The organism is Citrobacter koseri ATCC BAA-895 (genome assembly GCF_000018045.1).
Lineage (GTDB): Bacteria > Pseudomonadota > Gammaproteobacteria > Enterobacterales > Enterobacteriaceae > Citrobacter_B > Citrobacter_B koseri.
Genome location: NC_009792.1, coordinates 1883397 through 1902821 on the forward strand (window position 1 = coordinate 1883397; position 19425 = coordinate 1902821).

A 19425-nucleotide genomic window follows, 5' to 3' on the forward strand; every position below is an offset into this window, starting at 1 on the left:
GTAGTCCATCTGTTTTAATATTTTTACCCTTTTTGGGTTGATGTTTTATTTCTACACACAGCAGTGCAACATCTGTCAGTACTTCTGGTGCCTCGTATTTTAGCTGAGGCAGCTGTCAGATGTGCGACTAAAAAAAGTGGGGTTTCATCATGTTTAATGAAGTCCATAGTATTCATGGTCATACATTATTGTTGATCACAAAACCATCTTTACAGGCCACTGCATTATTGCAGCATTTAAAGCAATCACTGGCTGTTACCGGAAAACTACATAATATTCAACGTTCTCTGGATGATATATCCGCCAGCTGCATTGTTTTACTGGATATGATGGAAGCGGATAAAAAAATTATCCATTACTGGCAAGACAATTTGAGTCGGAAAAACAACAATATCAAGACGTTATTGTTGAATACTCCCGACGACTATCCCTTCCGTGATATTGAAAACTGGCCACATATCAATGGCGTGTTTTACGCAACGGAGGATGAAGAACGTGTCGTTAACGGCTTGCAGGGGATCCTGCGAGGCGAATGCTATTTTTCGCAAAAGCTGGCCAGTTACCTGATCACTCATTCAGGGAACTACCGTTACAACAGCACGGAATCAGCGCTTCTCACTCATCGTGAAAAAGAGATCCTCAATAAACTGCGAATCGGCGCCTCAAACATTGAAATCGCCCGCTCGCTTTTTATCAGCGAGAATACGGTAAAAACACATCTTTATAATCTTTTCAAAAAGATAGCTGTTAAAAACCGTACTCAGGCGGTCTCGTGGGCAAACGATAACCTCAGGCGATAAAGCCATGAAACGCTATCTGACCTGGATTGTGGCAGCAGAATTACTGCTTGCCGCAGGGAATCTTCACGCTGCGGAAGTTGAAGTGGAAGTTCCCGGACTCTTAACTGACCATACCGTCTCATCAGTCGGCCACAATTTTTATCGCGCCTTCAGCGACAAATGGGAAAGTGAGTACACAGGCAATTTGACCATCAATGAAAGACCCAGTGCGCGTTGGGGAAGTTGGATCACGATAACGGTAAATCAGGACGTTATATTCCAGACTTTTTTATTCCCAACGAAAAGAGACTTCGAGCGAACCGTTGACTTCGCGCTGGCGCAAACTGAAGAAGCATTAAATCGTCGGCAAATAGATCAAACGCTATTAAGCACGAGTGATTTAGCGCGCGATGAATTCTAAAATATGATTTAGTCTGGAGGCTGCCATGCGTGTCAAACATGCAGTAGTTATGCTCATGCTTATTTCACCATTAAGTTGGGCCGGAAATATGACATTCCAGTTCCGAAATCCTAATTTTGGTGGAAACCCAAATAACGGCGCATTTTTATTAAATAGCGCTCAGGCACAAAACTCTTATAAGGACCCAAGTTATTACGACGACTTCGGGATTGAAACCCCGTCTGCCCTGGATAACTTTACGCAGGCTATTCAATCGCAAATCCTTGGCGGATTGCTGACGAATATTAACACCGGCAAACCAGGCAGAATGGTGACCAATGATTTTATCATTGATATCGCCAACCGGGATGGGCAACTGCGACTTAATGTCACGGACAGGAAAACCGGGAAAACCTCGACGATTGAAGTGTCAGGTTTGCAAACACAGTCAACCGATTTCTAAGCCCCAGCTACCAAAGGACAATAATCATGCAGCGCTTACTTATTTTGGTTGCAGTATGTTTACTGAGCGGATGCTTAACCGCCCCGCCTAAAGAAGCCGCGAAACCGACATTAATGCCTCGTGCGCAAAGCTATAAAGATTTGACGCACCTGCCGATGCCAACGGGTAAGATTTTTGTCTCGGTTTATAATATTCAGGATGAAACGGGCCAGTTTAAACCTTATCCGGCGAGTAACTTCTCGACTGCCGTTCCGCAGAGCGCCACCGCGATGCTGGTAACCGCGCTGAAAGACTCCCGCTGGTTTATCCCACTGGAGCGTCAGGGACTGCAAAACCTGCTGAACGAACGCAAAATTATTCGTGCAGCGCAGGAAAACGGCACGGTGGCTATCAATAACCGAATCCCGCTTCAGTCCCTCACCGCCGCGAATATCATGGTGGAAGGGTCGATTATCGGTTACGAAAGCAACGTGAAGTCAGGCGGGGTCGGTGCGCGGTACTTCGGTATCGGTGCGGATACGCAGTATCAGCTTGACCAGATTGCGGTAAACCTGCGCGTGGTTAACGTCAGCACCGGCGAGATCCTCTCTTCGGTCAATACCAGCAAGACTATCCTTTCCTATGAAGTGCAGGCCGGGGTGTTCCGCTTTATTGATTACCAGCGACTGCTGGAAGGTGAAATCGGCTACACCTCTAATGAACCGGTGATGCTGTGTCTGATGTCAGCGATTGAAACGGGCGTTATCTTCCTGATTAACGACGGGATCGATCGCGGCCTGTGGGATTTGCAGAACAAAGCGGAGCGTCAGAACGACATTCTGGTGAAATACCGCCACATGTCCGTACCGCCGGAATCCTGATATTTCGCCAACCGTAGAATGCCCGATGGCGCAGACTTATCGGGCCTACAACAGGCAGGATAAGTTTGCGCCATCAGGATTGACATCATATGAGCGTGGGGGAAACCTCACGCTTTTTTATTTGCTGACCGCCGTCGGCGAAGAATCTCTTACCCGACGAGACGCCAGCCACAGCCCGCTATTTTTCATCGCATAGCCAAACACGAGTCCCAGCGCCAGCGAAGGCAGAACCAGTCGCCAGTCCCCCTGCCCTGCAAACGTCGCGCATGCGCCGATAAAGGTGCCAGGCACAAAAGAAAGCAACAGTTGCTTCGCCTGAACGCACATCAAAAACGCGACGATTCCCGTCATGACGTAACTGACGATCTCCAGATGCGGAGCCAGCGCGCTGCCGTGAATAATCACCAGCGCCCACACCACGCCGCTCAGGAGCGTACATGCAGAAATCAATAACCCTTTCAGGCCGCCCTGCGGACAGGCGAAATAGGCCGTACAGCCCAGAAAACCCGCCCAACTGAGCAGGCCAAGGGAAACGGCCACCCATCCCCAGATACCGGAGAGAATGCCCGTTGTGATTGCAATGGAGATAAGTATGTTCATGCCGCGCATCATAGCAGAAAAGCGGCATACGAATGAGATCACGCACACATTTTATGCAAGACAATTAATCACGTTGCACAACAAAGTGACAACGGTCACATTTACTCTTCAGCGCCTTCCTGTAACTCATCCCACATTGCGCCGATCGCATCGCGCGTCAACGGCGCCATCGTACGCCAGAATGGCGTCGCGGCATGGGCTTCCACTTTGCCAAGGAAAGTACCGCACCAGGGAAGCAGGTATTCAATAAACAGCGTTTCCAGCGCTTCGCTCTCATCTTCAGCAGACTGATCCTCCAGCCAGGAGGCGGCCAGCAGCAGCGTACCGATATGGTCGGCAGGGGTATCCGCCAACGGCATACCGCGAGCGGAAAGAAACGCGCGAACATCGGACTCCTTCGCCCCTTCCACCCAGGCGCTGCGATAAGGCGACACGGCGCACTCGTCGCCGACAAACAGCGCATTGTAGTCCGCCGCCAGTTGGGTCATGTCGCAACTTTTCTGCAACCGCGCCAGAAGCTCATCCTGCTCCAGCGGCCAGCTTGCCGACAATTTACCCTCGCGGATCAGCGTAAACAGAGGAACCAGCAGAGGGTCCTGCGGTTGGCGGTAATACAGCGATCCCAGCACACGACACAGGATAGAAAACTCATTCATTGATATATTCCAGTTATCAGCAATTAAAGTTCAGCAAACTCCGGGATCGGCGCCATACCGCGCGATTCCAGAAATCTCAGTAAGCGTCCTGGCGAAACGTTTAAAACGCGTTCTTCCGGGAAATCCACTTCATCCAGGATCTTCCGGCATTCGGCAAATTCACCGAGTGTAAACGCAGTATGGGAATCTGACCCTAACGCTACCCATCCGCCAGCGTCACGCACGGCTGCGGCCACCGCGCGGCAATTATCTTCACTGCCTTTGCGCGAATGCAGGAATGACGAGTTATTGATTTCCAGCGCCACCTGGTATTTAGCCGCCGCCTGTGCAATCGCGGTGATATCGACAGGATACTTTGGGTTACCCGGATGGCTGATAATATGCACATTTCCACTGGCCATCGCGGCAATCATCGCCTGGGTATTGGTCTCTTTATCGTGCGGCGCGAAAACCGGTTCATGGAAACCGGCGATAATCACATCCAGCGAGTTCAGCATCGGGCCCGTGCAGTCAATCTCGCCATCGATATTCTTGATGTTGGCTTCAATACCGCGAAGAATGCCCACCCCGTCAACCAGACGCGGCCAGATACGCATGTTGATAAAGTGCCAGTGATGCGGAGCATCGGCCATATCCGGGCCGTGATCGGTAATGGCAAAGAGCTTAATACCTTTGCGTTTCGCTTCGGCAATATAATCGTGCAAGGTACTGTATGCGTGGGTGCTGGCGACGGTATGCATATGCAAGTCAACGGGATACATAACTCACTCCTGTAGTCGTTTTCCGACAAGGATAGCAGGTATCGTCGCCATTTATTAGTCGAAACCCGGCGCTAACCGGGTTGTCATCAGTAGCCGCGAACGCGATCGACCTGACCCGTCACGGATTCGCCGCGTTCCAGATGCGTAATGGTGCGCGAAATATAGTCCACGGCTTCCGCCGGGCGGGTGACGGCGGCAATGTGCGGCGTCATCGCCACGCGAGGGTGTTGCCAGAGCGGACTCTCTTTTGGCAGCGGCTCGCGGCTGAAAACATCCAGCATCGCCCCTTTGAGTTTTTCGCTATTCAACGCGGCAAGCAGATCGTCCTCATTAACATGCACGCCACGCGCCAGGTTAAGCAGGTAAGCGCCATCCCGTAACTGATTGAGCAAGCCGGAATTAATAATGCCCACCGTCTCCGCCGTATTTGGCAGCAGGTTGATCAGCACCCTTGTTTGATTCAGGAATGCGCCTAACTCCTCAGCTCCCGCAAAACTCTCTACGCCAGGCCAGGATTTACGGCTACGGCTCCAGCAGCGAAGCGGGAATCCCCATGCCTGGAGCGCTTCAGCGACTTTGGCGCCCAGCACCCCTGCCCCCATAATACCGACGGTGAACTCATCGCGATCATATTCCGGCAGCGGCTGCCATGTTGACTGGTTTTTCAGCGCCTGATAATCATCGAAACGGCGGAACCAATGCAGCACCTGGCTCACGGCATACTCCTGCATTTGCAGGCCCATGCCGGTATCTTCCAGGCGGAACAGCGGGATAGAGGCATCCAGCATTTCCGGGTGCGCTTTGAGCTTACTCAGAATGGAATCCACACCTGCGCCAAGCGCAAATACGGCTTTTAGCTTCCGTCCTTCAAGCATCTCCACCGGCGGATGCCACACGAGCGCATAATCCGCAGGTTCGTTATCACCGGGTTTCCATTCACGAATATTCGCGCCGGGAATCGCCTTTGCCAAAGCGTTAAGCCACCAGGCCGTATCGAAGGTCGGGTGATAGAACATTATCTCCATGTTGACTCCTGAGTGTTGTTGTGCGGAATTTACTCGCACTTATTATCATCATTTTCATAGGGATCATCAGCATAACAAATTTAGAGATGCTGGCAAAAAAAGCAGTTTCCGCTTATTTAAACTGCATGTTGATTGAAGTTTGTGTAATTGCACGATTTTTTAGAAAAGGTGATTGACGCCGGGGGCGTATTTCCCTAAATTAGCGCCCGTTCCAGCAACACTGGAACGACAATATGGTGAGGTGTCCGAGTGGCTGAAGGAGCACGCCTGGAAAGTGTGTATACGGCAACGTATCGGGGGTTCGAATCCCCCCCTCACCGCCATATTCAGAAAAAGAGCTCGTACGAAAGTACGGGCTTTTTTTTCGCATATTGCACGTACTGTGGGGGGATGAGAACCCACGACCGGGGTTCGACAACTGGCGGCAGCCAGTTGGACAGACCGCGAACGCAGAGAGCGGGCTGCCCGCAGGGCGAGCGAAGCGAGTCAATCCCCCCCTCACCGCCATATTCAAGAAAGAGCTCGTACGAAAGTACGGGCTTTTTTTTCGCCTATTGCACGCGCTATCCGGCCTACAAGAACACCCCAGGACCGGTAAGCGTTAGCACCACCGGGCGCTCACACATCCCCGGATAGCAGCGCAAACGCCTTATCCGGCCTACAAGAACATCCCAGGACCGGTAAGCGTTAGCGCCACCGGGCGCTCGCACATCGCCGGATGGCAGCGCAAGCGCCTTATCCGGCCTACAAAAAACAAAGCCCGGTTTCCCGGGCTATGAGATCTGACGACGCTTCAGTTGTAGGCATGAAGGGTTCGTTGGCACAATGCCGAACGCACGCAGTCGTCTTTATGGAAACGGACAATACCTATCATCTCATCTTCTTCAAAGCGAGCTAACGCATCACTTAACCCTGATTGAACATGAGCCGGTAAATCGCACTGGGTAATGTCGCCATTTACGATAACCGTCACGTTCTCCCCGAGGCGCGTTAAGAACATCTTCATTTGCGCAGCAGTCACATTCTGAGCCTCGTCAAGAATGACGACTGCATTTTCAAATGTACGTCCGCGCATATAGGCGAACGGCGCGATTTCCACCTTACCAATCTCAGGCCGCAGGCAGTATTGCATAAAAGACGCGCCCAGGCGTTTCACCAGTACGTCATAGACGGGCCGGAAATAAGGCGCGAACTTCTCGGATATATCGCCTGGTAAGAAGCCGAGATCTTCATCGGCCTGCAAAACCGGACGGGTAACAATAATCCTGTCTACATCTTTATGTATCAGGGCCTCTGCTGCTTTTGCCGCACTGATCCAGGTTTTTCCACACCCGGCTTCGCCAGTGGCGAAGATCAGTTGTTTACTCTCGATAGCATTCAGGTAGTGCTCCTGAGCCTCATTTCGCGCTACGATTGGTGTGGCGTCACGGCTATCACGCGCCATGCCTATCGCTTCTACGCCGCTCATCTGCACAAGCGAGGTGACCGATTCTTCTTCACGTTGTTTGTGGCTACGCGAATCCCGTCTCAGCACACGTTTTGCTTCACGACGAGCTTTGATCACTGCTTTTTGTCTTCCCATGGATAGCACCTTGAGTTGTTGGTATACATCACACGCGCCGTTGGCGGCACGATTATGCGCACAAACATCTGAGGGTTGGCTTCCTTGTAAGCCATAGCTTGCTTTTTGAAAAGACGCCCTACACGGCTACGCGCACCGAATACGGCGTCAGTAACAGGGATAAAAAGAGGAAGTGAGAGGAATTTAGCGGTGACGACAGGGCTACCGGAGGAGAGGCATCCGCATAAGTTATTGCTGTTACTGCGAAAAACGTGTCCAGTACAGGACCTTACCATTCGCGATCTCCATAGTGAAAAGTGTCATCACTGCCGGGAACTACCGCTATTACGTATTAGTACAACATAATTTATCATTAATGCAACAACATATTTACCATGCATTAACTAAAGTTCCCCTTTGCACTGGCAATAGTCTCTTACAGAGATATTACAAAATTATTTCACCTGAACGCTCATAGTAAAAATTAATACTTTCATTCATCGACATACAGAGAAACACGCCACAATTCTGAATAAAAAGCCCGCGCATGGCGGGCGATGAAAGTAAACGGGCAGCGGTCAGATTACTCTGCCTGTAAACGCGACGGCGGTGCGGAGTGGTAATACGCATCCGCTTTTGCAAAACGTTCTTGCATAGCCGACGACGGCGCTTTACCCAGCAGGCTAAAGACCACAATCCCGATGCTGCCGAAGATGAAGCCAGGGATGATTTCGTACAGATCCAGCCAGCCAAACTGTTTCCAGACAATAACCGTCAGCGCCCCGATAACCATTCCGGCCAGCGCGCCGTTACGGGTCATACGCGACCACATCACCGAGAACAGCACGACCGGGCCAAACGCCGCGCCGAAGCCCGCCCACGCATAGCTCACCAGACCGAGCACGCGGTTTTCAGGGTTAGCAGCCAGCGCGATAGACACCAGCGCAACCACCAGCACCATAATGCGCCCTACCCATACCAGCTCTTTCTGGCTCGCGCCTTTACGCAAGAAGGCTTTGTACAAATCTTCGGTAATCGCGCTGGAGCACACCAGCAGCTGGCAGCTTAACGTCGACATCACCGCCGCGAGAATAGCGGACAGCAGAATACCGGCAATCCACGGGTTGAACAGGATTTGCGCCAGTTCAATGAACACGCGCTCCGAGTTCTGGTTCACCGCTCCGGCCAGTGCCGGGTTATTGTTAAAGTAAGCAATGCCGAAGAAGCCGACAGCCACCGCCCCCGCCAGACACAGGATCATCCAGCTCATACTGATGCGACGCGCGTGCACGATGCTGTGGTGAGAATCCGCCGCCATAAAGCGCGCCAGAATATGCGGTTGACCAAAGTAACCCAGCCCCCAGCCCATCAGGGAGATAATGGCGACAAAGTTCAGTCCCTTGAGCATATCCACATTCTCAATGCTCTTTTGTTTAATCACTTCCAGGGAGTCACCAAAACCGCCGACGCTGATGATCACCATAACAGGCGTCAGAATCAGGGCGAAAATCATCAGGCTGGCCTGGACGGTGTCTGTCCAGCTCACGGCCAGGAAGCCGCCAATAAAGGTATAGATAATGGTGGCTGCCGCCCCCGCCCACAGCGCAGTTTCATAGCTCATGCCAAAGGTGCTTTCAAACAGACGCGCCCCTGCCACAATCCCCGATGCGCAATAAATGGTGAAAAACAGCAGGATAACCAGGGCAGAGATAATGCGCAGAACGCGACTTTTATCTTCAAAACGCCCGGTAAAATAATCCGGCAGAGTCAGGGCGTTATCATTAAATTCAGTGTGGACGCGTAAACGTCCCGCCACCAGTTTCCAGTTAATCCATGCCCCTAACGTCAGACCAATCGCGATCCAGCTTTCAGAAATCCCCGACAGGAAAATCGCCCCCGGCAGACCCATCAGCAGCCAGCCGCTCATATCAGATGCGCCAGCGGATAATGCCGTCACAAACGGCCCAAGGCTGCGGCCGCCGAGAATATAGTCATCAAAGTTTTTGGTCGAACGCCATGCAATAAACCCTATCAATATCATGCCAAAGATATAGACACAAAACGTCACCAACATCGGTGTGCTAATAGCCATCAAAAGTCTCCAGATTTTATGTGCCGGCAATAATAAGAGCTGCCGTTTTATACCCTGCCGGAACGTGGCAATGGTGTTTATGTTTACCAGGGCGACCGTATCCTGCCGGAAGCGGTGGTCATTCACAATCGATTTAACACATCATTTACATCAAATTTTATTCGGGTGGGATACTATTTTTCTCCAGGTTGCACTCTCTCACATTTTTTAAGGTTGCACCTTTCAAAAGTGTTAACTGCCGCAGAGAAAAAGATTTGGTTATTGTTTTTATCCCATCCAGAAGCGTCTCTTCTTTTAACATTTCATTCATTTTTAAGCTTGCAAGGCTGGTCACATTTAACGAGGTTGCACAAAGTTGCAACATGGTGGATATTTCTCGATAACTATCAGCAGCACATATCAGAACAACAGGAGTAGACGGCATGGGAACCACCACGATGGGGGTTAAGCTGGACGACGCGACGCGCGAACGTATTAAAACAGCAGCAACACGAATTGATCGCACCCCACACTGGCTGATCAAACAGGCAATATTTAATTATCTGGAAAAACTGGAAAGCGACGAGGCGTTACCGGAGTTGCCCGCCCTGCTGGCTGGCGCCGCCAATGAAGGCGATGAGTCAACCGCACAGCAGGAAGAAAACCACCAGCCTTTCCTTGAGTTTGCCGAGCAGATCCTGCCTCAGTCGGTCTCCCGCGCCGCGATTACCGCAGCTTACCGTCGCGCCGAAACCGATGCGGTGCCGATGTTAATGGAGCAGGCGCGTCTGCCGCAGCCGGTGGCCGAACAAGCCCACAAGCTGGCCTATCAACTGGCGGAGAAACTGCGTAACCAGAAAACGGCCAGCGGCCGCGCCGGGATGGTGCAGGGGCTGTTGCAGGAGTTCTCCCTCTCCTCACAGGAAGGCGTCGCGCTGATGTGCCTTGCAGAAGCGCTGCTGCGTATCCCGGATAAAGCGACGCGTGACGCGCTCATCCGCGACAAAATCAGCAACGGCAACTGGCAGTCGCATATTGGCCGCAGCCCGTCGCTGTTTGTTAATGCCGCCACCTGGGGTCTGTTGTTTACCGGCAAGCTGGTTTCTACTCACAACGAAGCCAGTCTCTCTCGCTCGCTGAACCGGATTATCGGTAAGAGCGGCGAGCCGCTGATCCGCAAAGGTGTGGACATGGCAATGCGCCTGATGGGCGAGCAGTTCGTCACTGGCGAAACCATCGCCGAAGCGCTGGCGAATGCACGTAAGCTGGAAGACAAGGGCTTTCGCTACTCCTACGATATGTTAGGCGAAGCGGCGCTGACCGCCGCCGATGCGCAGGCTTATATGGTTTCGTATCAGCAGGCTATTCACGCCATTGGCAAAGCGTCTAACGGACGCGGAATTTATGAAGGGCCGGGGATCTCCATCAAGCTTTCCGCCCTGCACCCGCGCTACAGCCGCGCGCAGTATGACCGTGTGATGGAGGAGCTGTATCCGCGCCTGAAATCCCTGACGCTGCTGGCGCGTCAGTATGATATCGGCATCAACATCGACGCCGAAGAAGCCGACCGTCTGGAAATCTCCCTCGACCTGCTGGAAAAACTTTGTTTTGAGCCGGAACTGGCTGGCTGGAACGGCATCGGTTTCGTGATTCAGGCTTATCAGAAACGCTGCCCGTTTGTGATTGATTATCTGATCGATCTCGCCACGCGCAGCCGTCGCCGCCTGATGATCCGCCTGGTGAAAGGCGCGTACTGGGACAGTGAAATCAAACGCGCCCAAATGGACGGACTGGAGGGATACCCGGTTTACACCCGCAAGGTCTATACCGACGTTTCTTATCTGGCCTGCGCGAAAAAACTGCTCGCCGTACCGAATCTGATTTACCCGCAGTTTGCGACCCATAACGCCCATACTCTGGCGGCGATTTATCAACTGGCGGGGCAGAACTACTATCCGGGCCAGTATGAATTCCAGTGTCTGCACGGCATGGGCGAACCGCTGTACGAGCAGGTCACCGGTAAAGTGGCGGATGGCAAACTCAACCGTCCGTGTCGTATTTATGCCCCGGTCGGCACGCATGAAACGCTGCTGGCGTATCTGGTGCGCCGCCTGCTGGAAAACGGCGCCAACACCTCCTTCGTTAACCGTATTGCCGACGCCACGCTGCCGCTGGATGAACTGGTCGCCGACCCGGTGGAGGCCGTGGAAAAACTGGCGCAGCAAGAAGGGCAAACCGGCTTGCCGCATCCGAAAATCCCGCTGCCTCGCGACCTCTACGGACAAGGCCGGGAAAACTCCGGCGGGTTGGATCTGGCTAACGAACACCGTCTGGCTTCCCTCTCCTCCGCCCTGTTGAACAATGCGCTGCAAAAATGGCAGGCCAAACCGATGCTGGAACAGCCGGTCGCTGACGGAGAGATGACGCCGGTGATCAACCCGGCAGAGCCGAAAGACATCGTCGGCTACGTGCGCGAAGCCAGCGCTGCGGACGTTGAACAAGCGCTGCAAAACGCGGTTAACAACGCCCCTATCTGGTTTGCCACGCCACCGCAGGAACGCGCCGCCATCCTGCAACGCGCAGCGGTATTAATGGAAGGCCAAATGCAGCAGCTGATTGGCATTCTGGTTCGTGAAGCCGGGAAAACCTTCAGTAATGCTATTGCAGAAGTACGCGAAGCGGTGGATTTCCTCCACTACTACGCCGGGCAGGTACGCGATGACTTTGATAACGAAACGCATCGTCCTTTAGGCCCGGTCGTCTGTATCAGCCCGTGGAACTTCCCGCTGGCCATCTTCACCGGACAAATTGCCGCTGCGCTGGCGGCGGGCAACAGCGTCCTGGCGAAACCGGCGGAACAAACGCCGCTGATTGCCGCCCAGGGCATCGCCATCTTACTGGAAGCCGGTGTTCCGCCGGGCGTAGTGCAGTTGCTGCCCGGCCAGGGTGAAACCGTTGGGGCGCAGTTAACCTCCGACGAGCGCGTACGCGGCGTGATGTTTACCGGCTCGACCGAAGTCGCCAGCTTATTGCAGCGTAATATCGCCACCCGTCTGGATGCGCAGGGTCGCCCGATTCCGCTGATTGCGGAAACCGGCGGGATGAACGCCATGATCGTGGACTCCTCCGCCCTTACCGAACAAGTGGTTGTGGATGTGCTGGCATCTGCGTTTGACAGTGCCGGGCAGCGCTGCTCGGCGCTGCGCATACTGTGCTTGCAGGATGATATCGCCGACCACACCCTGAAAATGCTGCGCGGGGCAATGGCGGAATGCCGCATGGGCAATCCGGGCCGTCTGACCACCGACATTGGCCCGGTTATCGATAACGAAGCCAAAACCAATATTGAGCGCCATATTCAGGCGATGCGTACGAAAGGTCGTCCGGTATTCCAGGCCGTACGTGAAAACAGCGATGATGCGCGCGAATGGCAAACCGGCACCTTCGTTCCGCCAACGCTGATTGAACTGGAAAGTTTTGATGAGCTGCAAAAAGAGATCTTCGGGCCGGTGCTGCATGTGGTGCGTTACACGCGAAACCACCTTCCCGAACTGATTGCGCAGATCAACGCCTCCGGCTACGGTCTGACGCTGGGCGTACATACCCGAATTGACGAGACCATTGCGCAGGTCACCGGTTCAGCGCACGCAGGCAACCTGTACGTCAACCGTAATATGGTCGGCGCGGTCGTGGGCGTCCAGCCATTCGGCGGCGAAGGCTTGTCCGGCACCGGGCCGAAAGCGGGCGGTCCGCTCTATCTCTACCGTCTGTTGGCAAATCGCCCGGAAAACGCGCTGGGCATTACGCTTGCCCGTCAGGATGCGGACTACCCGGTGGATGCCCAGCTTAAAGCCGCGCTGACTCAGCCGCTTGACGCGCTGATCGGGTGGGCGGCGGATCGCCCGGCCTTGCATACGCTCTGTCAGCAGTTTAGCGAGCTGGCGCAGACCGGAACCCAGCGTCTGCTGCCTGGCCCTACCGGTGAGCGCAATACCTGGACGTTACTGCCGCGTGAACGCGTATTGTGTCTGGCTGATGACGAGCAGGACGCTCTGGTGCAGGTCGCCGCCGTGACAGCGGTCGGGAGTCTGATTTTGTGGCCGGACGATGCCTTCCACCGCGAACTGGCGAAGCGCCTGCCCGCTGCGGTTTGTGAACGTATTCAGTTTGCGAAAGCGGACACGCTGACTTCGCAGCCGTTCGATGCGGTGATCTTCCACGGCGATTCCGATCAGCTACGGGCGCTGTGCGAGGCGGTAGCCGCCCGTGACGGCGCGATCGTGTCGGTACAGGGCTTTGCCCGTGGTGAAACCAATATCCTGCTGGAGCGTCTGTATATTGAGCGCTCGCTCAGCGTTAACACCGCTGCGGCAGGTGGTAACGCCAGCCTGATGACAATTGGTTAAGGCTGTGGTTAATTAAGGCTTTGGAAAATGCCCGGTGGCGCTACGGCTCACCGGGCCTACAAAACACATTTGTAGGCCGGATCAGGCAAAGCCGCCATCCGGCAATGTTTTAGAGCCAGAGGGAAGTATGAAGCGAATTATATTCACATGCGCTGCGCTGCTACTCAGCGCTCAGGCACTGGCCGATGACTGCGCCAACGCCAGCACGCAAATGGAGATGAACACCTGCGCCGCCGCGCAATTTCAAACCGCCGATAAAAAACTCAATGAGACGTACCAGAATGCGCTAAAACGCGCCGAACCGCCGCAGCGTGACTTGCTGAAAAAAGCGCAAATCGCCTGGATTGCCCTGCGGGACGCCGACTGCGCGCTGGTCAGTTCCGGCACGGAAGGCGGCAGTATACAGCCGATGATCGCCAGCCAGTGCATGACGGACAAAACGGACGAACGCGAAGCGTTTTTAGCTTCGCTGCTGCAATGTGAGGAAGGCGATTTGAGCTGTCCGTTGCCGCCTGCCGGTTAACGTACGCGAATGCCTTCAATAATCATCCGCTGTACGCTTTCGACCGTTTGATTGAAAAAGGCTTCATCACGCAGCGTTGCGCCCGTTACCGCTTCGACCTGAGGCGCAAAATCGGCGTAATGCTGCGTTGAAGCCCAAATCATAAAGATCAGGTGATGCGGATCGACGGGCGCCAGTTTTCCACTGTTTACCCATCCGGCAATCAATGCTGATTTTTCGTCAATCAGCGCCTTCAAATCCCCGGTCAGTTCTTCCATCAGCAACGGCGCGCCCGCCAGCATCTCCATGCAAAAAAGCCGGGAAGCCTGCGGATAATCACGGGAGACCTCCAGTTTAAGACGGATGTACTCTTTGATCGCCACCAGTGGCGCGAAGTCTTCACGAAAGGCCTTTAACGGCGCCAGCCAGATATCAAGGATTTGCCGCAGTACGGCGACATAAAGCGCCTCTTTCGACGGGTAATAATAGAGCAAATTGGTTTTGGACACTCCCGCCTGCTCAGCCACCTGCTCCAGACGTGAACCATGAATACCGTACTGGGAAAACGTGTTTAATGCAGCGGTTAAAATCGCCTGGCGCTTGGCGCTGACGGCCTGTGAACGTTTACCTGTTTTTTTCTCTGCGCGTTGAACCATGCGCCCTCTCCTTGTTTTATTGCCGCCAGGATACCGTGGCAACGGCGCTTTTTTCTTTTTGAACGTCAGGACGCTTAGTTTGCGTCGCCTGCGGCGACACTTCAATCTTACGGACAAAAAAACCGCCGGAGGAACCGGCGGCGGTGGCATCATAACGTTTACCAGCGGCATGCGCTAAACATTATGGCGTTAACTTACAGGCTAGCTGTTACGGTTACCGTGACTGCTTTTGCCCCCTTTTTTGCCTGCTTCTGATGCACGCTGCGGGTCATTCTTAAAGTTGCCCCCGCTGTGCTGGCCACCTTTACGACCTGCTTCTGATGCTCTTTCGCGGTCTTCCGCAAAATTACCGGAACCGCCCCGATGGTTTGCCATTACTGACCTCCGTCATAGATTAGACATCATATTGCATCGGTGTTGAGGAAGATCTCCTCACGCGGCATATGGCAGACGCCACAATTATTGCCACGCGGAACTAAGCTTAGCGAAGTTACCCCGGCTGACCAGTAAATCGTAATATTCTGCAACAGGTTCGTCAGGGGGACAGGAATAATCCCCCCAGGAAATCAATAAGCCTCTCTTATGGTTAAAGAAATCCGAACGGCGAAAAATGTATCATTTTGCAACAAAAACGACGCTGATAAATCTTGTTATAAATCAAAGAAATGGTTGTGATATTTGCACTCTCTCCAGGACGTCATATCTTTAAATAGAGGTAGCGAATCGCTACGGACACGGTTAACTCGAGGAGTAGTGCAAAATGGCAAAAATTCTGGTGCTTTATTATTCCATGTACGGACACATCGAAACCATGGCGCATGCGGTGGCGGAAGGGGCAAACAAAGTGGACGGCGCAGAAGTCGTTATCAAACGCGTACCGGAAACGATGCAGCCTGAAATCTTCGCAAAGGCCGGAGGTAAAACACAAAACGCACCAGTCGCAACCCCGCAGGAACTGCCTGATTACGACGCCATCATTTTTGGTACGCCGACGCGCTTTGGCAATATGTCAGGCCAGATGCGCACCTTCCTGGACCAGACGGGCGGTTTGTGGGCATCCGGCGCGCTGTATGGAAAACTCGCCAGCGTATTCAGCTCGACAGGCACCGGCGGCGGTCAGGAACAAACCATTACCTCAACCTGGACCACGCTGGCTCACCACGGCATGGTGATTGTCCCTATCGGTTACGCCGCGCAGGAACTGTTTGACGTCTCGCAGGTTCGCGGCGGTACGCCATACGGCGCCACCACGATTGCCGGGGGCGATGGTTCACGCCAGCCAAGCCAGGAAGAACTTTCTATCGCTCGCTATCAGGGTGAATATGTTGCAGGTCTGGCAGTAAAACTCAACGGCTAATCTTCAACAGGAGGATTCGAATGCCAACTCAAGAAGCGAAGGCTCATCACGTCGGCGAATGGGCAAGTCTGCGTAATACATCACCAGAAATAGCCGAAGCCATTTTTGAAGTCGCGAAGTATGACGAGAAACTGGCTGAAAAAATTTGGGAGGAAGGCAGCGACGAAGTGTTGCTTAAAGCCTTTGAGAAGACGGATAAAGATTCGCTATTTTGGGGCGAACAAACCATCGAACGTAAAAATGCCTGACCTTTTCTCCCCCGCCTGCGCGGGGGAGAACCTCTGCTATTTTGCCGCGCTGTTCAACACGTTATCGAACTTATCAAGAGGACAGAAGCCGTTTGCGTCTATCGGGCATCCCGCCAGTTCCAGCGTGACGCGCTGCGCCGGTGATTTCAGCGTCAGGACGTCCGCGTTACGCAACTGCTGCGAGCTCTGATACACATATTCGATTTTCATCAGGTCGCGATTGCCTTTGCTGTCATGCCAGCGCTGGAACACAATCTTGCCGCCAATCGGGGTGCGTTCGTACTGATCGTGCAGCTGGTAGGGTTTGAAATCCAGCGCCGTCAGCAGCGAAGCAATATTCGAGTCATGCCCCACCAGAACGGTAATTTTCGGCGCGCTGCTACGGTCAGTCACCAGCGCTTTATCAATATATTTGACCAGCGGTTTGGCGACGTTGCGCGCCACTTCACCCGAGGTAAACAGGCTGTCCTGATACCCGTTCTTCAGCTTTGACAGGACTTTCCACTGCTGATCGGATTTAATCTCGCCCCAGGCGACCTGATCCATCGGGAAGCCTTCGTAGTATTGCAGCGTAAACGCATCCACCAGCGAATTGCCAACTTTCAGCGGCCCCGAAACGCCAGGCTCCTCCTGATACTTCGCGCTAAAGGCGTCTTTGGCTTCGGTCAGCGAACACTGCTGTTTTTCTTTGCAGGACGGTGAATCTTTGTAGTCCGTCATCTGCGCCAGCAGTTGATAGCTGTCGTCAAGCTGCATCTGGCTGCGCTCTTTTTCCATCGCCTGCACCGCTTTCTGGCTAAACGCCGCAGAGTCATCGGTGATCACCGGATTAAACGTTGGGTCCATCGTGCCCATTTTTTCCTGATGATGTACCGGAATGTCGCACCCAGGGAAAGCGCCGGTGATAAAGAATTGTGCCGTCGCAACGGTGCGTTGCAGACTGTTGGCATAGGTATATACCGTGTCCGTCGTCGGGCATTCACCTGACGTGACCATCCCCTGCTCCGCCAGCCATTCTCGCATGTAGTGGCCCATATAAATTTCCAGCACACCGCCTTTCGTGGTGAGCTGCCCGCCGGGCACATCCCACTCCGGCCACTGATTCGGCGTGGACTGCTCCAGCACGCTGCCATTATTGGCCAACGGCGCGCGCAAGTTGTGTCGGCTCATCATCAACACTTGTTGCAGTTGATAACCTTCCGGCGTTGTCTGCGCTTGCGCGGCGGACGACAATAAAACAGCCCCTGCCACAGCGGCGGCGAGTATCAATTTTTTCATCCCTACAACCTCTTGTTGTTATCAATCCTCATAGAGTGTGACAGAAATATGACATTTTTCCGGGAACGGTTTCGCAAAACGGGAGATTCCAGAAGATAACCGGCAGGTCAGCGTGTTCCGGTTATTCCGAGATAAAAACCTCATACTTAATATTGCGGGCGCAATAAAAAGTGCCGTCCGTCAGATACAGTTCACGAAATCGCGTGTTATCAGAGATGTTGTCCAGCAGGGAACGCTCCGTATCGACAAATTCTTTTTGCACGCGGTAATGAACGGCGTTCTCCGTTTCAAAAGAGACATATTCCGTGGTGGCGTAGGGCTTATTTTTTGATTTCACGTACACGATATATTGCACGGTACTGGCCGTCAGCCCCGTTTTCGCCGCGATCTCTTTGAGACTCAACGTCTCAGAGGCATAAAGCGCCTGAACCTGCGCTATGCGTCGGTGATTATACGCCGTCACCCGAAGGCTCAGTTTCAGCCGATAGGCCATATTCCGCACGGCGGTAATATTGGTGTGAAGCAGTTGCGCTATCTGCTCGGTTGTGAGGATGCCCGCGTTTTCCCGCAGAATCGCAAGGCTTTCGTCGTTCCAGATAAATGCCATTGGGTATCTCTCCGTACGCGTCGTTCATCGCGCCGCCAGGCGCGCAAACGTGGCCTCTAACTCTGGCGGCTTACGCATACCCTGGTGTAGCTCCAGAACGCGTCCTTCGGGGTCAATCAGTACGGAGGTCGGCGTGCCGATCACCTGATAACGTTCCTGGGTAATGTTGAGCTGATCGCGCACCACCGGATAGGTTATCTGATGCTTTGCCAGCAGATCGTTGATCCTGACCGTTTCAGGGTCGGTATTGACCGCCACAACCACCACTTTATCGCCCCATTTTTTGCTCAGCGCTTCCAGCGTGTCCATTTCCGCCAGACACCCCCCGCATCCCGCAGACCAAAAATTCAGGTACACCGCCTTTCCTTGCCAGCGTTCAAGGCCTGACTCCTGGCCTTGCAGATCAAACGCCGCCAGCGCCGGGGCCGGTGCCCCGACCGCCAGCTTTTCTTCTTTACACCCGCTTATCAGGATCGCCGCCGCGAGTAGCAGCACATTATGCCAGCGCATGTTGATTGGCCTCCTCACCCAGATATTTACCGTGTTGCAGCCGCAGAATACGGTCGGCAAACTGCCCAAGCGCAGGGTTGTGCGTCACCATCACAATCGTGCGCCCCTGACGATGCAGATCGGTGAGCAGATCCAGCACCCGCTGCTCATTCTCTTCATCCAGGTTGCCCGTCGGTTCATCCGCGAAAATAACCGGCGGTTCGTTGACCAGCGCCCGGGCGATACACACACGCTGCTGCTCACCACCGGAAAGCTGGCTCGGCAGGTGCGTCACACGATGCCCAAGCCCTACCTGCTCCAGCACCTTCCTCGCCGCCGCTTCATCCACCACGCTGTGGTAATGCTGGGCGAGCATGATGTTTTCCAGCGCAGTTAAGAACGGGATCAAATGGAACTGCTGAAATACCAGGCCGATTTTCTCGGCGCGAAAGCGACGACGCCCCTCTTCATCCAGCGCGGCGGCATCGGTGCCGTCAAGAAACACCTGCCCTTCCGTCGCCGTATCAAGGCACGTCAGAATATTCATCAGCGTGGTTTTACCAGAACCAGAAGCGCCCATAATGGCGACAAATTCACCCTGCGCAATGCGCAGATTAATGTCATCCAGGGCGGTAACGTCACCGAACCGTTTGTATAAGTGGCGGGTTTCGATCGCCACCTGAGGGATATGCGTAACGGACATGGC

General features: G+C 53.7%; 21 protein-coding genes, 1 tRNA gene and 1 other RNA gene. 10 read left to right on the plus strand and 13 right to left on the minus strand.

Annotated features, from left to right (window positions below; translation table 11 throughout):
* The first annotated feature begins 149 nt into the window (after positions 1-149).
* Genes csgD through csgG form a run of 4 tightly spaced genes read left to right on the plus strand, consistent with a single transcriptional unit; the run spans position 150 to position 2502 of the window.
* Positions 150-800, plus strand: a complete 651-nt coding sequence (csgD, locus tag CKO_RS08595; RefSeq protein WP_012132891.1) for a biofilm master transcriptional regulator CsgD — start codon at positions 150-152, stop codon at positions 798-800.
* 4 nt (positions 801-804) lie between these two features.
* Positions 805-1200, plus strand: a complete 396-nt coding sequence (gene csgE / locus CKO_RS08600; protein ID WP_012132892.1) for a curli production assembly/transport protein CsgE — start codon at positions 805-807, stop codon at positions 1198-1200.
* A 25-nt stretch (positions 1201-1225) separates the two neighbouring features.
* On the plus strand, positions 1226-1642 hold the full coding sequence (gene csgF, locus CKO_RS08605; protein ID WP_012132893.1) for a curli production assembly/transport protein CsgF: 417 nt from the start codon (positions 1226-1228) through the stop codon (positions 1640-1642).
* Between the two features lie 26 nt (positions 1643-1668).
* Positions 1669-2502 (plus strand): curli production assembly/transport protein CsgG, encoded by an 834-nt coding sequence (gene csgG / locus CKO_RS08610; protein WP_024130452.1) that lies wholly within the window; start codon positions 1669-1671, stop codon positions 2500-2502.
* 117 nt (positions 2503-2619) lie between these two features.
* Here the strand turns inward: csgG and CKO_RS08615 are convergent, their stop codons facing one another.
* From CKO_RS08615 to ghrA, 4 genes are all read right to left on the minus strand, one after another.
* Positions 2620-3102: a DUF1097 domain-containing protein gene (locus CKO_RS08615; RefSeq protein ID WP_024130453.1), complete on the minus strand. Its 483-nt coding sequence runs from the start codon at positions 3100-3102 to the stop codon at positions 2620-2622.
* 101 nt (positions 3103-3203) lie between these two features.
* Complete coding sequence (locus tag CKO_RS08620) at positions 3204-3758, minus strand: TorD/DmsD family molecular chaperone (protein ID WP_012132896.1); 555 nt, start codon at positions 3756-3758, stop codon at positions 3204-3206.
* Between the two features lie 23 nt (positions 3759-3781).
* Positions 3782-4519 (minus strand): phosphatase, encoded by a 738-nt coding sequence (locus CKO_RS08625; protein WP_012132897.1) that lies wholly within the window; start codon positions 4517-4519, stop codon positions 3782-3784.
* Positions 4520-4605: 86 nt separating this feature from the next.
* Positions 4606-5544 carry a glyoxylate/hydroxypyruvate reductase GhrA gene (gene ghrA / locus CKO_RS08630; protein ID WP_012132898.1) on the minus strand — a complete coding sequence of 313 codons (939 nt, stop codon included), beginning with the start codon at positions 5542-5544 and terminating at the stop codon, positions 4606-4608.
* A gap of 235 nt (positions 5545-5779) precedes the next feature.
* Between ghrA and CKO_RS08635 the strand changes: the two genes are divergently transcribed.
* Both CKO_RS08635 and CKO_RS22410 read left to right on the plus strand, forming a co-directional pair.
* Positions 5780-5867: transfer RNA gene (locus CKO_RS08635), tRNA-Ser, on the plus strand.
* A 45-nt stretch (positions 5868-5912) separates the two neighbouring features.
* Positions 5913-6051, plus strand: a non-coding RNA gene (locus tag CKO_RS22410) — RtT sRNA.
* A gap of 286 nt (positions 6052-6337) precedes the next feature.
* On the opposite strand, the gene phoH is transcribed toward CKO_RS22410, so the two are convergent.
* The 3 genes from phoH to CKO_RS08655 all read right to left on the minus strand — a co-directional run bounded on the left by phoH (position 6338) and on the right by CKO_RS08655 (position 9621).
* Positions 6338-7126: a phosphate starvation-inducible protein PhoH gene (phoH, locus tag CKO_RS08640; RefSeq protein ID WP_012132901.1), complete on the minus strand. Its 789-nt coding sequence runs from the start codon at positions 7124-7126 to the stop codon at positions 6338-6340.
* A 562-nt stretch (positions 7127-7688) separates the two neighbouring features.
* A complete protein-coding gene (gene putP, locus CKO_RS08650; RefSeq protein WP_024130454.1) occupies positions 7689-9197 on the minus strand; it encodes a sodium/proline symporter PutP in 1509 nt (502 codons plus the stop codon).
* A gap of 157 nt (positions 9198-9354) precedes the next feature.
* Positions 9355-9621 (minus strand): hypothetical protein, encoded by a 267-nt coding sequence (locus CKO_RS08655; RefSeq protein WP_134863686.1) that lies wholly within the window; start codon positions 9619-9621, stop codon positions 9355-9357.
* On the opposite strand from CKO_RS08655, the gene putA reads away from it, so the two are divergent.
* Together putA and CKO_RS08665 are read left to right on the plus strand one after the other, a co-directional pair.
* Positions 9620-13582, plus strand: a complete 3963-nt coding sequence (putA, locus tag CKO_RS08660; RefSeq protein ID WP_012132904.1) for a trifunctional transcriptional regulator/proline dehydrogenase/L-glutamate gamma-semialdehyde dehydrogenase — start codon at positions 9620-9622, stop codon at positions 13580-13582. The genes CKO_RS08655 and putA overlap by 2 nt on opposite strands.
* Before the next feature lie 127 nt (positions 13583-13709).
* On the plus strand, positions 13710-14105 hold the full coding sequence (locus tag CKO_RS08665) for a lysozyme inhibitor LprI family protein (protein ID WP_012132905.1): 396 nt from the start codon (positions 13710-13712) through the stop codon (positions 14103-14105).
* On the opposite strand, the gene rutR is transcribed toward CKO_RS08665, so the two are convergent.
* Together rutR and CKO_RS08675 are read right to left on the minus strand one after the other, a co-directional pair.
* Positions 14102-14740 (minus strand): HTH-type transcriptional regulator RutR, encoded by a 639-nt coding sequence (rutR, locus tag CKO_RS08670; protein WP_012132906.1) that lies wholly within the window; start codon positions 14738-14740, stop codon positions 14102-14104. The two genes, CKO_RS08665 and rutR, sit on opposite strands and share 4 nt — an antisense overlap.
* A 201-nt stretch (positions 14741-14941) precedes the next feature.
* Positions 14942-15115 carry a con-10 family general stress protein gene (locus CKO_RS08675; RefSeq protein ID WP_012132907.1) on the minus strand — a complete coding sequence of 58 codons (174 nt, stop codon included), beginning with the start codon at positions 15113-15115 and terminating at the stop codon, positions 14942-14944.
* Positions 15116-15500: 385 nt separating this feature from the next.
* Between CKO_RS08675 and wrbA the strand changes: the two genes are divergently transcribed.
* Both wrbA and CKO_RS08685 read left to right on the plus strand, forming a co-directional pair.
* A complete protein-coding gene (gene wrbA / locus CKO_RS08680) occupies positions 15501-16097 on the plus strand; it encodes an NAD(P)H:quinone oxidoreductase (RefSeq protein WP_012132908.1) in 597 nt (198 codons plus the stop codon).
* 20 nt (positions 16098-16117) lie between these two features.
* Positions 16118-16345 carry a YccJ family protein gene (locus CKO_RS08685; RefSeq protein WP_012132909.1) on the plus strand — a complete coding sequence of 76 codons (228 nt, stop codon included), beginning with the start codon at positions 16118-16120 and terminating at the stop codon, positions 16343-16345.
* A gap of 36 nt (positions 16346-16381) precedes the next feature.
* Here CKO_RS08685 and agp read toward each other — a convergent pair whose 3' ends face one another.
* The 4 genes from agp to CKO_RS08705 form a co-directional block, all read right to left on the minus strand.
* Entirely contained in the window at positions 16382-17623 is a 1242-nt protein-coding gene (gene agp / locus CKO_RS08690; RefSeq protein WP_012132910.1) for a bifunctional glucose-1-phosphatase/inositol phosphatase, read from the minus strand.
* 121 nt (positions 17624-17744) lie between these two features.
* Positions 17745-18230 carry a hypothetical protein gene (locus CKO_RS08695; protein ID WP_000874189.1) on the minus strand — a complete coding sequence of 162 codons (486 nt, stop codon included), beginning with the start codon at positions 18228-18230 and terminating at the stop codon, positions 17745-17747.
* A 24-nt stretch (positions 18231-18254) separates the two neighbouring features.
* Positions 18255-18740 carry a TlpA family protein disulfide reductase gene (locus CKO_RS08700; protein WP_012132911.1) on the minus strand — a complete coding sequence of 162 codons (486 nt, stop codon included), beginning with the start codon at positions 18738-18740 and terminating at the stop codon, positions 18255-18257.
* On the minus strand, positions 18727-19422 hold the full coding sequence (locus CKO_RS08705; protein ID WP_000117262.1) for an ABC transporter ATP-binding protein: 696 nt from the start codon (positions 19420-19422) through the stop codon (positions 18727-18729). The genes CKO_RS08700 and CKO_RS08705 overlap by 14 nt, the downstream gene beginning before the upstream one ends.
* Positions 19423-19425 lie beyond the last annotated feature (3 nt).